The sequence below is a fragment of the Virgibacillus kimchii genome, from assembly GCF_055379185.1.
In genome coordinates this window covers 2,810,232-2,826,661 of the sequence record NZ_AP043951.1, presented here as the reverse complement: position 1 = coordinate 2,826,661, position 16,430 = coordinate 2,810,232, and the positions used below count along the sequence as shown (strand labels likewise).

General features: G+C 42.1%; 14 protein-coding genes. 8 read left to right on the top strand and 6 right to left on the bottom strand.

Annotation, left to right across the window (positions count from 1 at the left end; all coding sequences use genetic code 11):
* Positions 1-64: 64 nt before the first annotated feature.
* The 3 genes from ACZ42C_RS13545 to ACZ42C_RS13535 form a co-directional block, all read right to left on the bottom strand.
* Positions 65-1,393, bottom strand: a complete 1,329-nt coding sequence (locus tag ACZ42C_RS13545; RefSeq protein WP_461183556.1) for an ABC transporter substrate-binding protein — start codon at positions 1,391-1,393, stop codon at positions 65-67.
* A 100-nt stretch (positions 1,394-1,493) separates the two neighbouring features.
* Complete coding sequence (locus ACZ42C_RS13540; protein ID WP_461183555.1) at positions 1,494-2,807, bottom strand: 6-phospho-beta-glucosidase; 1,314 nt, start codon at positions 2,805-2,807, stop codon at positions 1,494-1,496.
* A gap of 5 nt (positions 2,808-2,812) precedes the next feature.
* Entirely contained in the window at positions 2,813-3,787 is a 975-nt protein-coding gene (locus ACZ42C_RS13535) for an N-acetylglucosamine kinase (protein WP_461183554.1), read from the bottom strand.
* 108 nt (positions 3,788-3,895) lie between these two features.
* Here ACZ42C_RS13535 and ACZ42C_RS13530 point away from each other — a divergent pair, with 108 nt between their 5' ends.
* The 4 genes from ACZ42C_RS13530 (at position 3,896) to ACZ42C_RS13515 (ending at position 8,496) form a co-directional block, all read left to right on the top strand.
* Positions 3,896-4,516, top strand: a complete 621-nt coding sequence (locus ACZ42C_RS13530) for a YesL family protein (protein ID WP_461183553.1) — start codon at positions 3,896-3,898, stop codon at positions 4,514-4,516.
* A gap of 666 nt (positions 4,517-5,182) precedes the next feature.
* Positions 5,183-7,051: an exo-beta-N-acetylmuramidase NamZ family protein gene (locus tag ACZ42C_RS13525; protein ID WP_461183552.1), complete on the top strand. Its 1,869-nt coding sequence runs from the start codon at positions 5,183-5,185 to the stop codon at positions 7,049-7,051.
* Positions 7,052-7,194: 143 nt separating this feature from the next.
* Positions 7,195-7,428, top strand: coding sequence for a hypothetical protein (locus tag ACZ42C_RS13520; protein ID WP_461183551.1), 234 nt, complete (start codon positions 7,195-7,197; stop codon positions 7,426-7,428).
* Positions 7,429-7,473: 45 nt separating this feature from the next.
* A complete protein-coding gene (locus ACZ42C_RS13515) occupies positions 7,474-8,496 on the top strand; it encodes a zinc-binding dehydrogenase (protein WP_461183550.1) in 1,023 nt (340 codons plus the stop codon).
* Between the two features lie 100 nt (positions 8,497-8,596).
* On the opposite strand, the gene ACZ42C_RS13510 is transcribed toward ACZ42C_RS13515, so the two are convergent.
* Positions 8,597-8,806 (bottom strand): heavy-metal-associated domain-containing protein, encoded by a 210-nt coding sequence (locus tag ACZ42C_RS13510; RefSeq protein WP_461183549.1) that lies wholly within the window; start codon positions 8,804-8,806, stop codon positions 8,597-8,599.
* Between the two features lie 152 nt (positions 8,807-8,958).
* A complete protein-coding gene (locus tag ACZ42C_RS13505; RefSeq protein WP_461183548.1) occupies positions 8,959-10,863 on the bottom strand; it encodes a heavy metal translocating P-type ATPase in 1,905 nt (634 codons plus the stop codon).
* Between the two features lie 785 nt (positions 10,864-11,648).
* On the opposite strand from ACZ42C_RS13505, the gene ACZ42C_RS13500 reads away from it, so the two are divergent.
* The 3 genes from ACZ42C_RS13500 to ACZ42C_RS13490 are packed head-to-tail and all read left to right on the top strand — an operon-like array spanning position 11,649 to position 13,771.
* Entirely contained in the window at positions 11,649-12,191 is a 543-nt protein-coding gene (locus ACZ42C_RS13500) for a sodium:solute symporter family transporter (RefSeq protein ID WP_461183547.1), read from the top strand.
* Between the two features lie 22 nt (positions 12,192-12,213).
* Positions 12,214-13,275, top strand: coding sequence for a sodium:solute symporter family transporter (locus tag ACZ42C_RS13495; protein WP_464891274.1), 1,062 nt, complete (start codon positions 12,214-12,216; stop codon positions 13,273-13,275).
* Positions 13,276-13,279: 4 nt separating this feature from the next.
* Positions 13,280-13,771: a hypothetical protein gene (locus tag ACZ42C_RS13490; protein ID WP_461183545.1), complete on the top strand. Its 492-nt coding sequence runs from the start codon at positions 13,280-13,282 to the stop codon at positions 13,769-13,771.
* Positions 13,772-13,844: 73 nt separating this feature from the next.
* Here the strand turns inward: ACZ42C_RS13490 and ACZ42C_RS13485 are convergent, their stop codons facing one another.
* Complete coding sequence (locus ACZ42C_RS13485) at positions 13,845-14,855, bottom strand: PucR family transcriptional regulator (protein ID WP_464891273.1); 1,011 nt, start codon at positions 14,853-14,855, stop codon at positions 13,845-13,847.
* Positions 14,856-14,988: 133 nt separating this feature from the next.
* Here ACZ42C_RS13485 and ACZ42C_RS13480 point away from each other — a divergent pair, with 133 nt between their 5' ends.
* Positions 14,989-16,428, top strand: a complete 1,440-nt coding sequence (locus ACZ42C_RS13480; RefSeq protein WP_461183814.1) for an IS6 family transposase — start codon at positions 14,989-14,991, stop codon at positions 16,426-16,428.
* The last annotated feature ends 2 nt before the right edge of the window (positions 16,429-16,430 follow it).

Sequence of the window (16,430 nt, the reverse complement as noted above, 5' to 3'; positions counted from 1 at the left end):
TTTCGCCCGATTTGATAATTATGTATGATAAGCAGAGGCCGGTCACAGCGCTCTGCGTATCAGTTTATTGGAGCGGTTCATACCAGGAAGACAGTCCTTCCTGCATATTTTCCGCAGCTTCTTCCGGACTCAGGTTCCCCTGTAAAACTTGAGAGATGTTTTCCATCTGCAGTGTACCCATGGTGGGGTCTCCGGCGTTCAAACCTTCAAAGGCGAGTCCGACAGCATAGTTTTCATCGTTTTGCCCGCCGGCTTCCAGCCATTTTCTATTCGTTGGGTCTTCAATCTGATCGACAGGGATATCGCCCGGTGGAAATTGGCCCGGAAGCAGGTTAAGCGTTAATGCCTGAGCATCCTCACTCATCAGCCAGTTCAGGAATATCTTGGCTTCTTCCTGATGTTCCGAATCCGGATTAATACCAAGCCCGGCGCCGCCGTTAAACCCGACCCATCTTTGATCTCCGCTGTTTTTCACTGGAGAGGCGAACATATCCACGTCAAATGTAATCTCATCTTGATCCAGATCCGTCAATGCCCAGGAACCGGTTACCCAAATAGCAGCATTTTCAGCCATGAACATTTGCAGGGCATCTACATAACCGATCCCTTCCAGGTTATCCGGCATGTAATCATTCCATTGTGTAAGATTATCCAGAAAATCAACGTATTCCGGATCGGTCAGGCTGTTTTCTCCGGCCAATAAACCTTCCCTCCATGGCTCACCACCAACAAAGCTGGGGTAAAAACCACTACCGACAATTTCATCCACAACCCAGCCATCTGCCGTTCCCAGCGCCAGTGGTGTGATGCCTTCCTGATGTATATCATCAAGCAATGCAAAAAACTCATCCCATGTTTCCGGTTCTTCCCAGCCATTTTCCTCAAACATTGTTTTGTTATACAGGAAACCATAGGATACAAAGTTAAACGGCATGGCATACAATTCCCCTGTGTCATCGGAAGTATATATATCCTTTTGGATGTCATCCACCGCAGAAAGATTTTCGATATCTTCCTCTGTAATCACTTCCAGGTGCCCGGAATCGTAAATGTTTTCACCGAGCGCAAATGGTCTTACAAAGAAGATGTCTGCGGCTGTGCCTGTACTCAATTGGGTATTTAATGCGGAATCATATTCCGGTGCAGTGGTAGGGTCAAAATTAATTTGAATATCCGGGTATTCTTCATTAAATGCTGCAATAATTTCATCAAACTCCTCCGTATCCCCGCTTCGCCAGCTGAAAATATCCAATGTAACCTCTTCGCCTTCACCTGCTTCCGAACTGTCATCCGTCCCGTTATCGGCTTCCGTTCCCGCCTCTTCTTCCCCGTTGCTGCAAGCTGCAAAAAAGATGAGGCCTGTCATAAACAAAAAGACCAATAGTTTCTTCATACAAGTATTCCTCCCTTTTTTTGAAAAAAGTTTCCTACTTCAAATTCAGCAAGAAATGAATTTGTGATTCATGCACTGCATGACCTGATACACGCTGCATTTACCTCCTGCTGTAAAAATTCTTCAAATATGGATGATTTACTTCAAACAATTCATCCAATAATGCATGAGCCGTTTCAAATGAACCGACGAGCGGGTGAATAGTCAACGCCTGTATGGCTTTACCTCTGTCACCGTGCACAGCTGCTTCCACTGTCAGTTCTTCGTATGCATTCACGACCTGCAAAAGCCCTCGGATCTGAGGGGGAATTTTTTGCTGATCCACCTGTAATGGAACCAATCGGTTTTTTTCCACGATACAGTTCACTTCCACACAAGCTTCATCAGGCAAGCAGGCAATGGTTCCGTTATTTTGAACATTTACGGTATGAATGTCCCCTGTATTTAAATGAATGGACGTCATTAAATGAACAGCAGCTTCCGAATAAAAAGCACCCCCTCTTTTTTCCAGAGATTTTGGTTTTTCTTCCAGCGCAGTGTCAGCATATGACTGAAATAAATCCTGCTCTATTTTCATTACTTCATCAGCCCGTGTTGTTCCTTTTTCCAGCTGTTCTTTTTGCTGCTTTAATATCATGTCTGTCTGGTAATAATAGCGATGGTATCCGGAGGGGACGGCACCCAGACTTTTTAAAAAAGATAGATTCCAGTCAAATGCAGGGATATTCTCTGCCTGGTAGGTCTTTTTCCTGCCGGTCAGCACATCATGTAATTTCGATTCACCGTCAATAAAAAAATCTACTATCCAATTTAAATGGTTAATCCCGACAAACTCTATACTTACGGCATCCGTGGATACGCCATAATAGGCTGCAAAATTTTTGTAAAAATTAATTGGATTATTGCACAAGCCTGCCGCTTTTACATTGCTGTACTTTAATATGGCTTCTGTTACGATTCCCGCAGGATTGGTAAAATTCAAAAGCCATGCATCCGGTGCCAATTCTTCGATGTCCCGGCATATATCAAGTATGACTGGAATGGTACGCATCGCTTTCATGAATCCTCCCGCGCCGGTCGTTTCCTGGCCGATCAGTCCATGCCTGATGGGAATATACTCATCCTGTTTTCTCATTTTCAGCTGGCCGACACGAATCTGTGTAATGACATAATCAGCATTTTCGATGGCTTTCCTTCTATCTAAAGTGGAAAACACTTTAAAAGGCCGTCCTGCCTTATTAACCATTCTATTCGTTAAATCATGAATAATATCCATTTTTTTCTTACCCTCTTCAACATCACATAGCCAAACTTCATCCAGGGAGAGAAGGGATGCCTGGTTAATTAATCCTTCCATTAATTCAGGCGTATAGGAGGAGCCGCTGCCAATAACGGCAATTTTAGTTTTACTCATGCGAATCACTGCCTTTCCATATAAACATGAAGGGATTCTATTAAACGCTGTTTTATTTTTTCTTCATTGTCACTTCTCCCGATCGCCAATAAACCTGCTCCTATTACCGGTTCCATGTTTAATAATTTCACCTTTGCCTGCAGCTGTGTTTTTTTGAGCCGGGATAAAAATGTCCGGTACATGATGTCATTATTGGATTTTGTTATTACGCTTCCTGCCAGCACAAGAGTGAATGATTGAAAAGACAGGTTCATCTTTTTTGCTAAAGCAACGGCGGATATTACCAGTTCATCCGCCTGCTTTTCTATTAAATGAATGGCGACGGGGTCACCATTTTCCGCAGCTTCAAATAAAAGAGGGGTTAAATGAACCGGTATACTATGTTTATGTATGAGATAGTAGCGGTACATATCTGTGATTTCCCTGAATCCCAGTTCTTCTAAGACGAGATTTGTCAGCAGTGTTTCCGGCTCTCTGCCTTCTGAACTGCGAATGACAAGTCTGAAAATCTCTTTGGATAATTGATGCCCACCGCCAAAGTCACCAAAAGTATAGCCAAAGCCGCCTACCTGGTGAATAATGCCTTCTCTGTTCCTGCCGATGGCATTGGTTGCCGTCCCGCAAATGAGGGTCATGCCTGTAAAGGAAGGGTTCGCAGCCTTTAATGCGATAATCCCGTCATTGTACACAGCATAATTCTGAAAGCCCAAACTTTGAATCATCGAGTTTATTATTTCAAAGTCATGGGAAGTGTCAGCTCCTGCCATGCCAAAACAGGAGTAGGACAGCATGCTTTGGGCTATCCCGGCAGAAAGGATTGCTTCATTTGTTGCTTTGCTTAATTCAGCTTCTGCTTCTTCCCTGCTCGTTTGATGGTTACTGTTTCCCGCAAGGCCTGTTCCTTTCACGGTGCCATCTTGATCAGTAACAATGGCGAGTGTTTTTGTGCCCCCGCCATCCACTGCCAGGTAGTAAGGCATTAGCTCACCTCATTCTTTGATATTTGCTGAAACAGGAAAATTTGGAATTCTAAAACTTCTGTGTATATAATAAACCTGTCTTAATTCTTAATTGGATGGTGTTTGCCAATGTCTATGTTGAATTCCAGGTTTTATAAAATATTGGATGAAGTAACAAGTGTAGTCATACTGCAATTTCTATGGATGGTTGCCTGTCTGCCGATCGTTACAATTATCCCTGCAACTGTAGCTTTGTTTTCCTGCATTAGAGGAAAAATGTTCAAAAAATCTGACAGTCTGATACGTAAATTTTTTAAAGAACTGAAAAAAGAGATTTGGCGGTCCAACCTGGTTGGTATTCCTTTGCTCATTATTTATATCAGTCTCACCCAGTACTTTTTTATTTTTCCATCCATATCCTCAGACATAGCGTTTCTTGTGGCTGCAGCAGTAATATCAGTTACGGTAATATATACGCTTTTTCTGCTCCATCTTATTACTGTTCATGTTCATATGGATATAAGTATAAAAGAACTCTTTAAAAACAGCTTTCTATTAGTCTTTTATCAGCCCTTGAAATCAATAGGCATATTGGTAGGAATTATTTGCTTAATTCTTCTATCCCTATATTTGCCCATTTTATTTTTCCTGTGTACCACTTCCCTGATTGGATACATCTCCGTCTATTTCATTTTGAGTAAAATCCATGGGGAAAAGCTGATTCAAAAAGCAGATGCAGCCGAGTCTTAAACCTTATCCGTATGTTGTTTATTCCAGGGTGGTTATTTTGTAATCGCTTTCAATGAAAGGTTATGTATAGTATAAATGTGAATAAAATGAAATGTCAATAATACCAGTATTTTTTGTAAAAAAAGTTTACTTATTTAAATTAAGCAGTAATTGTGCAAACAAGAAGGATTTCTGCAAGGAAAGCCTAAAGACATAATATTATTTTCCCAGTTGATCGGACTATCAACCTATAGAGGCAGGAGGTAGCTCTCCTGTCTCTATTACTTTATAACTGAATTTGCTGAAACTTCTTTTTTTCTCTATGAAACAATGGTATACTTCATGCATCATTATTAAAAGCCGGGCATCAGGGAAGGTCACAGGGTTGTCCCTTAAACAGGGGATAAAAGTGTGATCTTTTTTTGATTGATAGCGGAAAGAGCAGAATCACTTTAAATATTATCAGAAAATACAGAATAAAATATGTTTGCTATAACTTAATAAACCGTTGCGAAGAAAAATTTTAATATAAAAGAAAGAAGAAGGGGGGACATTTACCGAACAGGCATGATTCAGGTATACAATCATCTCATCAAGAGTGATTTTTTAACAAGGAGGTTTGTTTTTGCCGGGGGAGTGCTGCAGATAAAACGGGAAAGCAAATCGAAAAAATGAAGGGGTGTTTTCGTGAAATTATGGAAAACGGTGATGACTGTTGCAATTGTGATGGTGTTTTTTGTTCTTGCTGTTACCTATTCACAGACGAGTTCAAATGCAAATGATGATAATGGAAATCAGCGCAACAATGGTAATCAAAGGGTGACCCCGGGGATCGAAACGTTCATGAATAATCACTTGGATTGGATTCAGGACAAACAGGTTGGTCTGGTAACGAACATGACAGGTGTATCAACAGAATTGGAAAGCAGTATTGATTTGCTCTATGAGCATCCTGAAGTGGATCTTACGGCCTTATATGGTCCGGAACACGGGATTAGAGGGGACCGTGAAGCTGGTGAATATGTTGAATCCTACGTGGATGAAGAAACAGGCTTACCGGTTTACAGCTTATACGGACCTACCTGGGTGCCGACGGAAGAGATGCTTGAAGATGTGGATGTGCTGTTATTTGATATTCAGGATATCGGATCAAACGTTTACACCTATATTTATACACTGGGATTTGTAATGGAAGCAGCGGCTGCACATGATAAAGAAGTGATTGTCTTGGACAGGCCGAACCCCATTGGCGGAACAAGGGTGGAAGGACCTGTGCGCTCGGCAGAAACTGTAAGCTTTATGGGAAGGTTTTTGCTGCCCGTGAGACATGGAATGACAGTCGGTGAACTGGCTGTCATGTGGAATCATGAATACAGCATGGGGGTTAATTTGAAAGTAGCGGAAATGGATGGATGGAAACGGGATATGCATTTTGAGGATACCGAACTTCCATGGGTGCTGACTTCACCAAACATTCCAACGAAAGAAACAGCCTATTTGTATGCAGGAACGGAATTGGTGGATGATACTTCATTGTCCACCGGGCTGGGCACAACTAAACCATTTGAATTGCTCGGTGCACCTTGGATTCAGGGAGAATCGCTGGCAGCAGAAATGAACAGCCGGGATATTTCCGGTGTGAAGTTCAGATCAGCTTACTTTACCCCTATGTTTAATAAATATGAAGGCGAATTGGTAGGCGGAGTACAGGTTCATATTGACAATCCTGCTGATATAGACCTTGTGAAACTGGGGTTGAATCTGGTCGATGCCATGCGGGATGAAAATCCGGAAGAGTTCGAAATGACACCAAGCTATGCAAATCTGATTGGTGATCCGGAAGTTCCGGACATGATTATGGATGGTGTGCCGGTGGATGAAATTATGGCCTCCTGGGAGGATGATTTGGATACGTGGATAGATGAGGTGCGCAACCAATATTTAATGTATCCCCCATATGATAGCGGTGCCCAGCCGTATAAACCGGATGGTGTGTTGGGTATTCTCCCATTGGATCTGACAGCTTCCATCGGACAGGAAGTTGATTTGACAGTGAAAGGGTATGATCAACACGGAGAAGCGCTGGATATTGATCCTTCTTCCATCGAATGGTCAGTGTCCAATGATATTGGCTATGTGGAAGATGGCGTGTTCTATGCCGAAAATGAAGGAACAGGTGTAGTTACAGCTGCCTATGGAGATTATGAGGCAAGCAGGGAAGTAGAAGTATCTTCCACCTATGTGGAAAATATACGCTATGGTGTCCACCCGGGATATACGAGAGTGGTCATGGATTTAAACAAAACAATCAATAACTATGATATTGCGGAAGAAGAAGGCGCTCTGCGATTGGAAATTCCATATGGAGAAATCGATGGTGATTTGGACAAAGAAGGCGGAACCATTGACATTGCCAACAGTCCGGTAATTTCATCGGTGGATTATACAGAGGAAGATGATCTGTTTGTTGCCATCCTGAACCTGGAACAGGAAAATGTGGAGTATGAAACACCGGATTTCTCGTCAAGGATCGTGATTGATTTAATGCATGAATAAATAACAATCCCTCATATATATTATGGGGGATTTTACATGAAGCCGGGATGTGCAGAAACATTTACTTTCTTTAGCCATTTCCGGCTTCATGTTATAATGCAGATACTATCTCGTCAGCAAAATATGAATAAAGGTGTGAAACCATGGCAGAGAAACAGGCAAAAACAAACTATTGGGCGATCACAGGATTAATTCTCGGTGCCATTTCTACATTTGTTATACAAACGCCGATTACTCCGCTTATTGCAGCTGGTGCATTGGTGATATCAATTTCCGGCATATATGAGGCAAGAAAAACGGATCAAGGGCTTGCCTACGCAACAGTCGGGTTTATTTTAGGTATGTTTGTCCTGGTATATTATTTTTATACAGGGTAATTTTGAATAAGTATATGCTGATTTTTTGATTGGGGAGGTTTAAAAATGAAAGCGATTGTACTAAAAGACAAAATAGAATATGGGGAAAACAAAAAAGCGCCTTTATATTTTGAAGAGGTGGAGACGCCGGAACCTGGGGAAGGGGAAGTGCTGATCCGCCTCCGCAATGCAGCTTTAAACAGAAGGGATGTATTTATCCGGTACGGTTTGTATCCGGGCATTCAGGTCCCTTCCATTCCAGGGGCTGACGGGGCAGGAGTTATCGAAGAAGCCGGTGAAGGAGTCCAAGGTTTTGAAAAAGGCGATGAAGTAGTGATCAACCCACAGCTTTTCTGGGGAGATCATCCGGACTACCCATCAAAAGATCAATCGATATTAGGGGTGCCGAGGGACGGCACGTTTGCACAATATGTAAAAGTGCCTGCGGAAAATGTATTCCTGAAACCGGCACATCTTTCTTATGAAGAGGCTGCAGCACTTCCATTGGGAGGTTTGACGGCTTTTCGTGCTGTTGTAACAAAGGGACAGGTGAAAGAAGGAGACACAGTCATTATTCCGGGCATCGGGGGCGGTGTGGCCAATTTTGCACTGCAGATTGCCCGAGCCAGAGGAGCAAACGTATATGTGACGTCGAGCAGTGATGAAAAAATAGACAATGCTGTAGAAAGAGGCGCTGCCGGGGGTGTAAACTATACATCCGATAACTGGGTAAAGGAATTAAAAGCGTTGTCGGGCGGTGCGGATGTGAGCATTGACAGTATTGGAGGAAGCACGTTTAATGATTTAATTGACCTTGCCAAACCTGCAAGTAAAATTGTTTCTTTTGGTGCTACACGGGGACCTGTTAATAATGTGGTGATGCCGAAGATCTTTTTCAAGCAAATGGAAATCCATGGAACCACGATGGGGAATCCTGATGAGTTTAAGCGTATGCTTGATTTCTATGGTGAGCATGAGCTGAGACCGTTAATTGATAGTGTTTATCCATTGGAAGAAGTGGAGAAAGCTGCGGATAAAATGGATCAAGGGAATGCGCAGGGGAAGATTGTTATTTCTATTCCGGAGTAATAGTTCGTTAATTTATCCACTACAATAAAAAAAGAGGCTGGAAAACCTGATGGATTCAAGTTTTCCAGTCTCCTTTTATGGTGTATAACAGCCTTTGCTTTTAAGCTACAATCGGATAGCCAAGCTTTTCAATCGTTTCTTCAATTTCATCCTTGCTCACTTTACCTTCATCGAAAGTGGCTTTTACTTTGCTGGAGTTAAACATGACCTTTGCTTCGTCCACGCCCTTCATTTTACCAAGCTTTGTTTCGATTTTTTTAATACATGACGGGCAAGTTAATGGTTCCAATTGTATTTTTATAGTTTTCATTTTAAATCTCTCCTTTGTTTATTTTCTACTTTCATTATAAAAGAATATTTACTTGTATTCCTTGACCTGGGTCAAGATTTACGAATTTCTTCATTTTTTTTAATCGTTATTATAGATGCGGGATCCTACCAAGAGGACCCCCCATGGTTTACTTACGCAGGTTTTACTTCCAATTCTTTTTGCTGTACTTCTCCATTCTTACGTTTGAAGCGGATGAGTCTCATGGCGTTCAGGATAACTACCAGGACACTTGCTTCGTGGATGAGCATTCCTATGGCAAGGTTAACTGCTCCTCCAAGTACCCCTGCAAGCAGGATGAATACGACAGCTACTGCAATGAATGTGTTTTGCTTCATGTTACGGATTGTTGCTTTGGATAGAGAGTAAGCGTGAGAGAACTGAGACAATTTGTCTGCCATGAGAACGACATCTGCTGTTTCCATGGAGACGTCTGTTCCGCCTTCACCCATCGCCAGTCCGATATCTGCTGTTGCAATTGCCGGTGCGTCGTTAATTCCATCCCCAGCCATCGCAACTACATGACCGGTTTCTTTCAAGCGTTTTACATGTGTTACTTTATCTTCCGGCAGAAGCTCTGCATGGACTTCATCAATACCAAGCTGCTCTGCGACAAGATTGGCAGTATGTCTGTTGTCCCCTGTCAGCATAACAATCTTCTTGATGCCGTTATTTCTCATCTCTGCCAGGGAACTTGCTGCATCATCACGGATTTGGTCTGCGATGGAGAAGATACCGGCAATTTTTCCGTCTACTGCTGCGTAAATAGCTGTGTTGCCTGCTTTTTCACGATTTACCTGATAAGCAGCTATATCTTTCGGAACAGAGATGCCCTCCGCTTCCATTAATTTACCGTTGCCAATAGCGAGCTTTTGGCCGCCAAGGATGGCTTTAATCCCGTTTCCTTTGATGACTTCACTGTCTTCCGGTTCGCGGTTTAACTTTAGGTTGCGTGATGTTGCTTCTTTCACGATGGTTTGACCCAGATGGTGCTCGGAGATCGTTTCTGCTTCAGCAACCAACTGCAGTAAATCTGTTTCATCATAATCGTTAAACGTTTTAATATCTGTAACTTCCGGCTTACCTTTTGTCAGTGTTCCAGTTTTATCAAAGATCAATGTGTCTACTTTAGAGAAGTTATCCATAACCTCTCCGCCTTTTACAAGCACGCCTTGTTTTGCTCCATTACCGATACCGGCAACGTTGGATACAGGAGCACCGATGACAAGGGCACCAGGGCAAGCGACAACCAGGAAGGTAATGGCTAAGTGCAAGTTTCCTGTAATAAAGTAAACAAGTGCGGATAGGACAACAACTGCTGGTGTGTAATAGTTGGCAAAGCGATCCAGGAACTTTTGTGTTTTTGATTTGGATTCCTGTGCTTCTTCCACGAGTTCAATAATTTTGGCAAATGTTGTATCATCGCCGACTTTTTCCGCTACCATTTCAATGTAGCCGTTATCTACAATGGTTCCACTGAATAGTTTATCTTTTATTTCCTTTCCAACCGGTACCGATTCCCCGGTAACAGCAGCTTCGTTGATGGAAGCCTGACCGGAGACAACACTACCGTCCACCGGAATCTTCCCGCCGGAACGGATGATAATGCGGTCGCCTTCCGCTACATCTTCTACCGGAATCGTTTCTGTTTCGCCATTCTCACGAACCACTGTTGCTTCCTGTGGCGCCATATCCACCAGTTCTTTTAAGGAAGAACGGGTTTTTTGAAGAGTACGGGCTTCCAGGTAGTTACCAAATAAGAATAGGAACGTAACTACGGAAGACTCGACATATTCTCCAATATATAGCGCACCGACCACAGCGATCGTGACGAGTAATTCAATACTGAATGCTTTCATTCGTGCGGATTGGTATGCCTTAATGAAAATTGGTACCCCCGCAATGATTGTAGCCAGAACTAGGATGAACTGACGAACTTCATAAAAACCTGTGTAATTGGCAATGAGCGCCAGGATTAATAAAGCACCGGATAAGAACGTTATCTGCTTTATATACTTATTGATCCATCGTATAAACATAGCTTTTCTCTCCTTTTTTATTTTTGAAATTTGGTTTTCAACATCGATGTGTGTTTTTCTTTATGGTTCTATCATAAGCGATATTTCGTTTTATTAAATTGACCAGTGTCAAGATTCGGGAAAAACTTTAAAATTATTTTTTAAAAGCTAATTCGGGAGGTAATAATTCTCCTTTTTAAATTTAATATTTGGTTTTCCACATCGATGTATGTTTTTCTTTATGGTTCTATCATAAGCAATTAATGGTTTTATTAAATTGACCGGTATCAAGATTAGGGAAAAACTTTAAAATTATTTTTAAGGAGGACGTGCAGGGTCGATTTATTATTTACCATGAAGCTCAAATGACCCTCCATATACCAATTTCATACTGAAATGGATAAAACCCGAAAGTCTTTTTCAAAGTGAAAACATACCATTTCACATAATGTCATATGAAATATAGAAATAGTTAACAGACTGTCTAATATATTTTCCAAGCCCAAAAATATAATAGGGAGTAATTACGAATAAAAATGAGCCGAATAATCTATATTTTCCTTACAAATAACTCTCGATGAAACCCATCCTGACAATTTATTGATCAGAAAGTATTCTTCCTGCAATGGCTGACAAAGAATGATGAAAGGGGGTTGACGGATGTTTAATTTACCTTGGGAAACAGCGTTATTCATGCTGCCATGGCCGATTATATGGATTACCCTGGCCTTAGTTATCTATTTTAAGATGCGCCGGGATGAAGAAATGGAAAAAGAATAAATATAGCGGAAAGGATGTGATCAAGAATGAATATAGATATTATGGTATTTTTCATCTATCTTTTATCCATGTTGGGGATAGGTTTATATTTTACAAGAAAAGCGTCTGTTTCTGCGGATCATTATTTGCTGGGCAACCGTAAACTTGGTGCGCCGGTTACGGCCATCAGCATGCAGAGCTCTTCCATGAGCGGGTTTATGTTTATGGGTGGTCCGGCACAGGCATTTCAGGAAGGCTGGACCGCTTTATGGTATGCCATTGGGGATGCCGGCGGGTCCATCGTCAATCTGTCTGTGCTGGGAAAAAGAATGCGGAAAATGTCCCAGATGCTGGCTGCACTTTCGCCAATTGAGTATTTGGAAAAGAGATTTGAAAGTGTGGGTATCCGTGTATACGGTGCCGCCATTGCCATCATATTTCTATTCGCCTATGCCTTTGCTCAGTTTATTGCCGCAGGAAAAGCGTTGGAGGCTATGTCAGGATTTTCGTATGAACTGGCGCTGGTCGTCGGGGTAGGTGTCATCGTTCTTTATACAGTGGCCGGGGGGGTATCTGGCCGTTGCGGTTAGTGGTTTCATACAAGGGCTGATCATGCTGGTCGGCGTGCTGGCCATTGCCGTGATGGTTTTGCCGCAGGTAGGGGGCATATCCGGATTAAATGAGCAGCTTGCGGCGATTGATCCAACTTATCTCAGTATTTGGGGCAAGGATTTACTTTATTACGGTCAATGGGGCGTAATCATTGGTGCTGTACTTATCTATGCGATCGGCTATATGGGACTGCCGCATGTTTCGGTCAGGCATATGTCCATGCGGGATACATCCACGACAAAAAATGCCGTCCTTTGGTCAGCAGGTTTTAATCAGTTATTTACCTTTACACCTTATTTGCTGGGCTTGTCTGCCATTGTGATTATGCCGACGATCACCGACCCGGAAATGGTTATTCCGGAAATGATTTACGCTGTATTTCCTGGTATATTGGCGGCTATTCTGCTGTCAGCAATCATGGCGGCAATTATGTCCACCTGTGATGCTTTGCTTATGCAGGCCGGCACGACGCTTTCACGGGATGTGTATTCCCGTTTTATCAATAAAAAAGCCACCCATAAACAGCAATTGCTTGTATCCAGGCTTTGCATTCTGCTTGGGGGAATCATCGGTATTATCGTTGCTGTATATGAGCCTCCGACTGTATTTGCCCTTGTTGTCTTTGCATTTGGAGTACTGGGTAATACCTTCTTAGTACCGTTTGTTGCTTCCGTCTACTCCAAAACAGCGAACAAGGTTGGTGTCCTGAGTGCCATGGTGGCGGGGTCCATGACAAATATCGCCTGGGAAGTCTTTGCCTTGCAGGGCCCTACCGGCTTGCATCCCTTCCTGGCAGGATTGCTGCTTTCCGTCCTGGCCATGCTGATTGGCAATAGATTCGGCACCCCGCCGTCCGGTCCGATTATGGAAGCCTTTGACCATGCCAAATCCCATCAAAGGATACCGAAGCATTTGGATAAGGGAATTTATGATGACCTTGCAGTGGAAGCAAGATTTATCTCGGAACATCTGGAGCCCAAAGCAGAAGTACAACAAGAAACTTCCCTGCATGGAAAGGAAATGAAACAACAAAGGAACCTGAAATATAATTTTGAGGGGTAATAATATGGGAGTCAACGTTTTAACGCAACCCATTCGTTTTAACAGGAAAGAGATCGAATCGAGCTTCAGGCAACTGGATGCAGCATCCGATTATATGGCTGAGAAAATCGTTTATTATCCTTATTACTATTTCATCTATAATGTAAAAGCAAAAAGAGTTTTTCTGCCGATGGATGAGAAAGTAGGGTGTACGGTGGACGCACTTGGAGGCAAGGGGGCATTAACGGATGCCGATCCCGAGTTGAAATCAAAAATAATTGAGGAAAAAGAAATGCTGAAGCAGTCTCATTCCATTCAAGCGTGTCTTTCGATTTCTGAATCCTTTGTCTATCGGTCTCTGTCTCTGAAAATGAGAATGGTTTCCTTTTCGAATGTAAAAATGGAAAAGAAGGAGTTTTTCTACCGGCCATACTGGGTGGTAATCAATAAAAACGAACAGCAAGGGCATCATTTTATCGTGGATGCGGTGAGCGGGCGGTATCATCCATTGTCCTAGTTCAGACATGGAGCCAAAGGAAGAGCGAATACCTTGGCTCCATAACTGTGATTCCCTGAGGTAAGGATGGTTATCATGGCGCTTTTTTTGTTAAATGATAGGCTTTAATGGCTGCTTCAATCGCCAGACGGTTTGTTGGTTCCAAATAATCTTCACCGAGCAGGTCTTCTATTTTCTCCAGACGGTGGTACAGTGTTTGTCTGACAATATACAGCCGCTCTGCCGTTTCTTTTTTTGATTCGTTAAATTTTAAATACAACTCCAGCGTAGTAAGGAGCTGGGATTTCATTTCCCGGTCATACCGAAGGAGGGGACCAATGTAGTCGTCAATATAGGCGTTCAGTAAATGCTCATCTTTTACATGAAAAAGCAGCCGGTGAATGCCTATTTTTTCATAAAATATCTCTTTGCTTTCATTGACCCGGTTAAAACGAAGCACTTCCTTTGCCTCCTGGTAGGCTCTGGCAGCCTGGGAGATATCCTTATGAATTCTGCTGATGCCCAATTCCTGGTTCATCATTCTGGAAAAGTCCCCGTTTAACTTTTGCATTTTTTGTTTCACCTGCATTTCCGGTTGATCTATGTGAAAGAAACAGATCACGGTGATTTCCGATTTTTTCACGGAAACAGCAGGGTAAAGGCCGGAACGCTTACATAAAGCGCGGGTCGACATGGATCTCTGTAATTTTATTTCCTCCCATTCCTCTTCGGTAGTCCCTGCAGGAATTTCCGATTGGCTCACGAAAACATAATAACGTGTCTCGGTGTAATTTGGCGGCAATATAAATTTCAGTTCATCTGTATGATAAGGTTTTCCCAGCATTAGATTTTGCACCAGCTCATCTTCTATATTAAATTTCCGTTCTTCCATCGTTCTGTTTCTTAACAGAATCTGGGCGATGGCCAAGGAGGCCCTGTCCAACACATGGAACACAAATTCATCGGGGGAATCTCCGCTTATATGAAGACAAAGGTATCCCCATACTTGGCCTAATACGCGGACGGGCATCAGAGCGTACGTTTTATTCTCCACGTGAATGAGTTTTTCATAAAATCTCTCCTGCTCCAATTCTCGTATTGTCAAAAGTTTCTTAGTAAAAACCTGTGTTTTTGTTGTTCTAAAGCGTTTTTTAACGAAAAAACTTGCCACCCCCTTAAAAATAGGCTATTAATGAGGTAACCACACACCCAAAAACGCCTAAAAAGGAAGTGACAAGTTGTTACCTCAATTTATAACTTATTTGCTTGCTTATATCAAGTTTCAAGAGAAAATTATTTTTGGTCTCTTAGGAATAATTCTTGGTAAGTCTGTTGCCAGAGACCTATTTGATGAACCTGTTAATAAGCCTTATCGAAAATTAGAAGTTGATGATATGCCAGTGATTGAAACCCTGGAAAAACTGGATTATCAGGAACTTCTGAAAGATTATCAAGCTACCCATGGAAAGGAACTAAAACCAGTCAAACGTCATAAAAATAGTGTGGTTAACATACCAACGATGATGACTTGCCCTAAATGTTCAGCACCTGAAGCCTATTTATATGCCAACAATGGTGAAAAAGGTCAGTATCAATGTAAAGTGTGTGCATGTCTGTTTAGTAAACAAAACCGGTATCTGAAAGAAGCTGTCCTTAAATGCCCACATTGTTTAAAAACCTTAGAAAAGATCAAGGAACGTAAAGACTTCTACGTTTTTAAGTGTAAAAACGATAACTGTTTGTACTACAAAAAGAAAATCCAGCAAATGTCGAAAGAAGAAAAGAAACGTTTTAAACAAGATCCGCAGGCATTTAAAGTCCGGTACATCTTTCGGGAATTTCACTTTGACTTTAAACCGTTATCCAAGGATACTCCCGTGAAACCCAAGGTTGATCTTTCACGCATTTACGTTTCGTCACATACACTTGGGTTAATCTTAACCTATCATGTGAACTACGGGCTTTCAGCTCGTAAAACAGCTGCATTGATGTTCGATGTGCACCAGGTTAAAGTTTCACACCAGACAATATTGAATTACATGAATAGTGTTGCTCTCATCACAAAACCGTTTGTCGATCACTATCCTTACGAACTGTCTAATAGCTTTTGTGGTGATGAGACATATATTCGTGTAAAGGGCCGATGGCACTACTTGTTCTTTTTCTTTGATGCGGTAAAAAAAATTATTCTATCGTACCCTGTCTCACCAAATCGTGATACATTGTCAGCCATCAAAGCTTTGGATCAGGTGCTTCAAAAGTTCAAGAAAATACCTGAGGATCTAATGTTTGTCGTAGATGGCAATCCCATTTACATTCTGGCACAGCACTATTTCGCTCAACATGGCATTCACTTTGATGTTCATAAAGTAATTGGGTTAACCAATGATGATCCAGTTTCAAAGGAATATCGTCCCTTAAAACAAATTATTGAACGGTTAAATCGTACGTTCAAAGGCAATTATCGAGCAACAACCGGGTTTGGTTCTCAGGCAGGCTCCGTCTCTTATGTGACACTTTTTGTGGCGTATTTCAATTTCTTGCGCCCACATGCCACACTAGAGTATAAATCTCCTGTGATCATCCCAGAGCTTAAAAGAATGCCTAATATGCCCGAAAGATGGGTGAAATTAATTGACATGGCTCAGGATTTCGTGGTTGACAAGCAGGCATCCTAGAT

What these genes read in the sequence shown, in the direction of transcription:
- ACZ42C_RS13545 (WP_461183556.1), bottom strand. Translation starts at nt 1,393, where the DNA reads ATGAAGAAACTATTGGTCTTTTTGTTTATGACAGGCCTCATCTTTTTT.
- ACZ42C_RS13540 (WP_461183555.1), bottom strand. Translation starts at nt 2,807, where the DNA reads ATGAGTAAAACTAAAATTGCCGTTATTGGCAGCGGCTCCTCCTATACG.
- ACZ42C_RS13535 (WP_461183554.1), bottom strand. Translation starts at nt 3,787, where the DNA reads ATGCCTTACTACCTGGCAGTGGATGGCGGGGGCACAAAAACACTCGCC.
- ACZ42C_RS13530 (WP_461183553.1), top strand. Translation starts at nt 3,896, where the DNA reads ATGTCTATGTTGAATTCCAGGTTTTATAAAATATTGGATGAAGTAACA.
- ACZ42C_RS13520 (WP_461183551.1), top strand. Translation starts at nt 7,195, where the DNA reads ATGGCAGAGAAACAGGCAAAAACAAACTATTGGGCGATCACAGGATTA.
- ACZ42C_RS13515 (WP_461183550.1), top strand. Translation starts at nt 7,474, where the DNA reads ATGAAAGCGATTGTACTAAAAGACAAAATAGAATATGGGGAAAACAAA.
- ACZ42C_RS13510 (WP_461183549.1), bottom strand. Translation starts at nt 8,806, where the DNA reads ATGAAAACTATAAAAATACAATTGGAACCATTAACTTGCCCGTCATGT.
- ACZ42C_RS13505 (WP_461183548.1), bottom strand. Translation starts at nt 10,863, where the DNA reads ATGTTTATACGATGGATCAATAAGTATATAAAGCAGATAACGTTCTTA.
- ACZ42C_RS13500 (WP_461183547.1), top strand. Translation starts at nt 11,649, where the DNA reads ATGAATATAGATATTATGGTATTTTTCATCTATCTTTTATCCATGTTG.
- ACZ42C_RS13495 (WP_464891274.1), top strand. Translation starts at nt 12,214, where the DNA reads ATGCTGGTCGGCGTGCTGGCCATTGCCGTGATGGTTTTGCCGCAGGTA.
- ACZ42C_RS13490 (WP_461183545.1), top strand. Translation starts at nt 13,280, where the DNA reads ATGGGAGTCAACGTTTTAACGCAACCCATTCGTTTTAACAGGAAAGAG.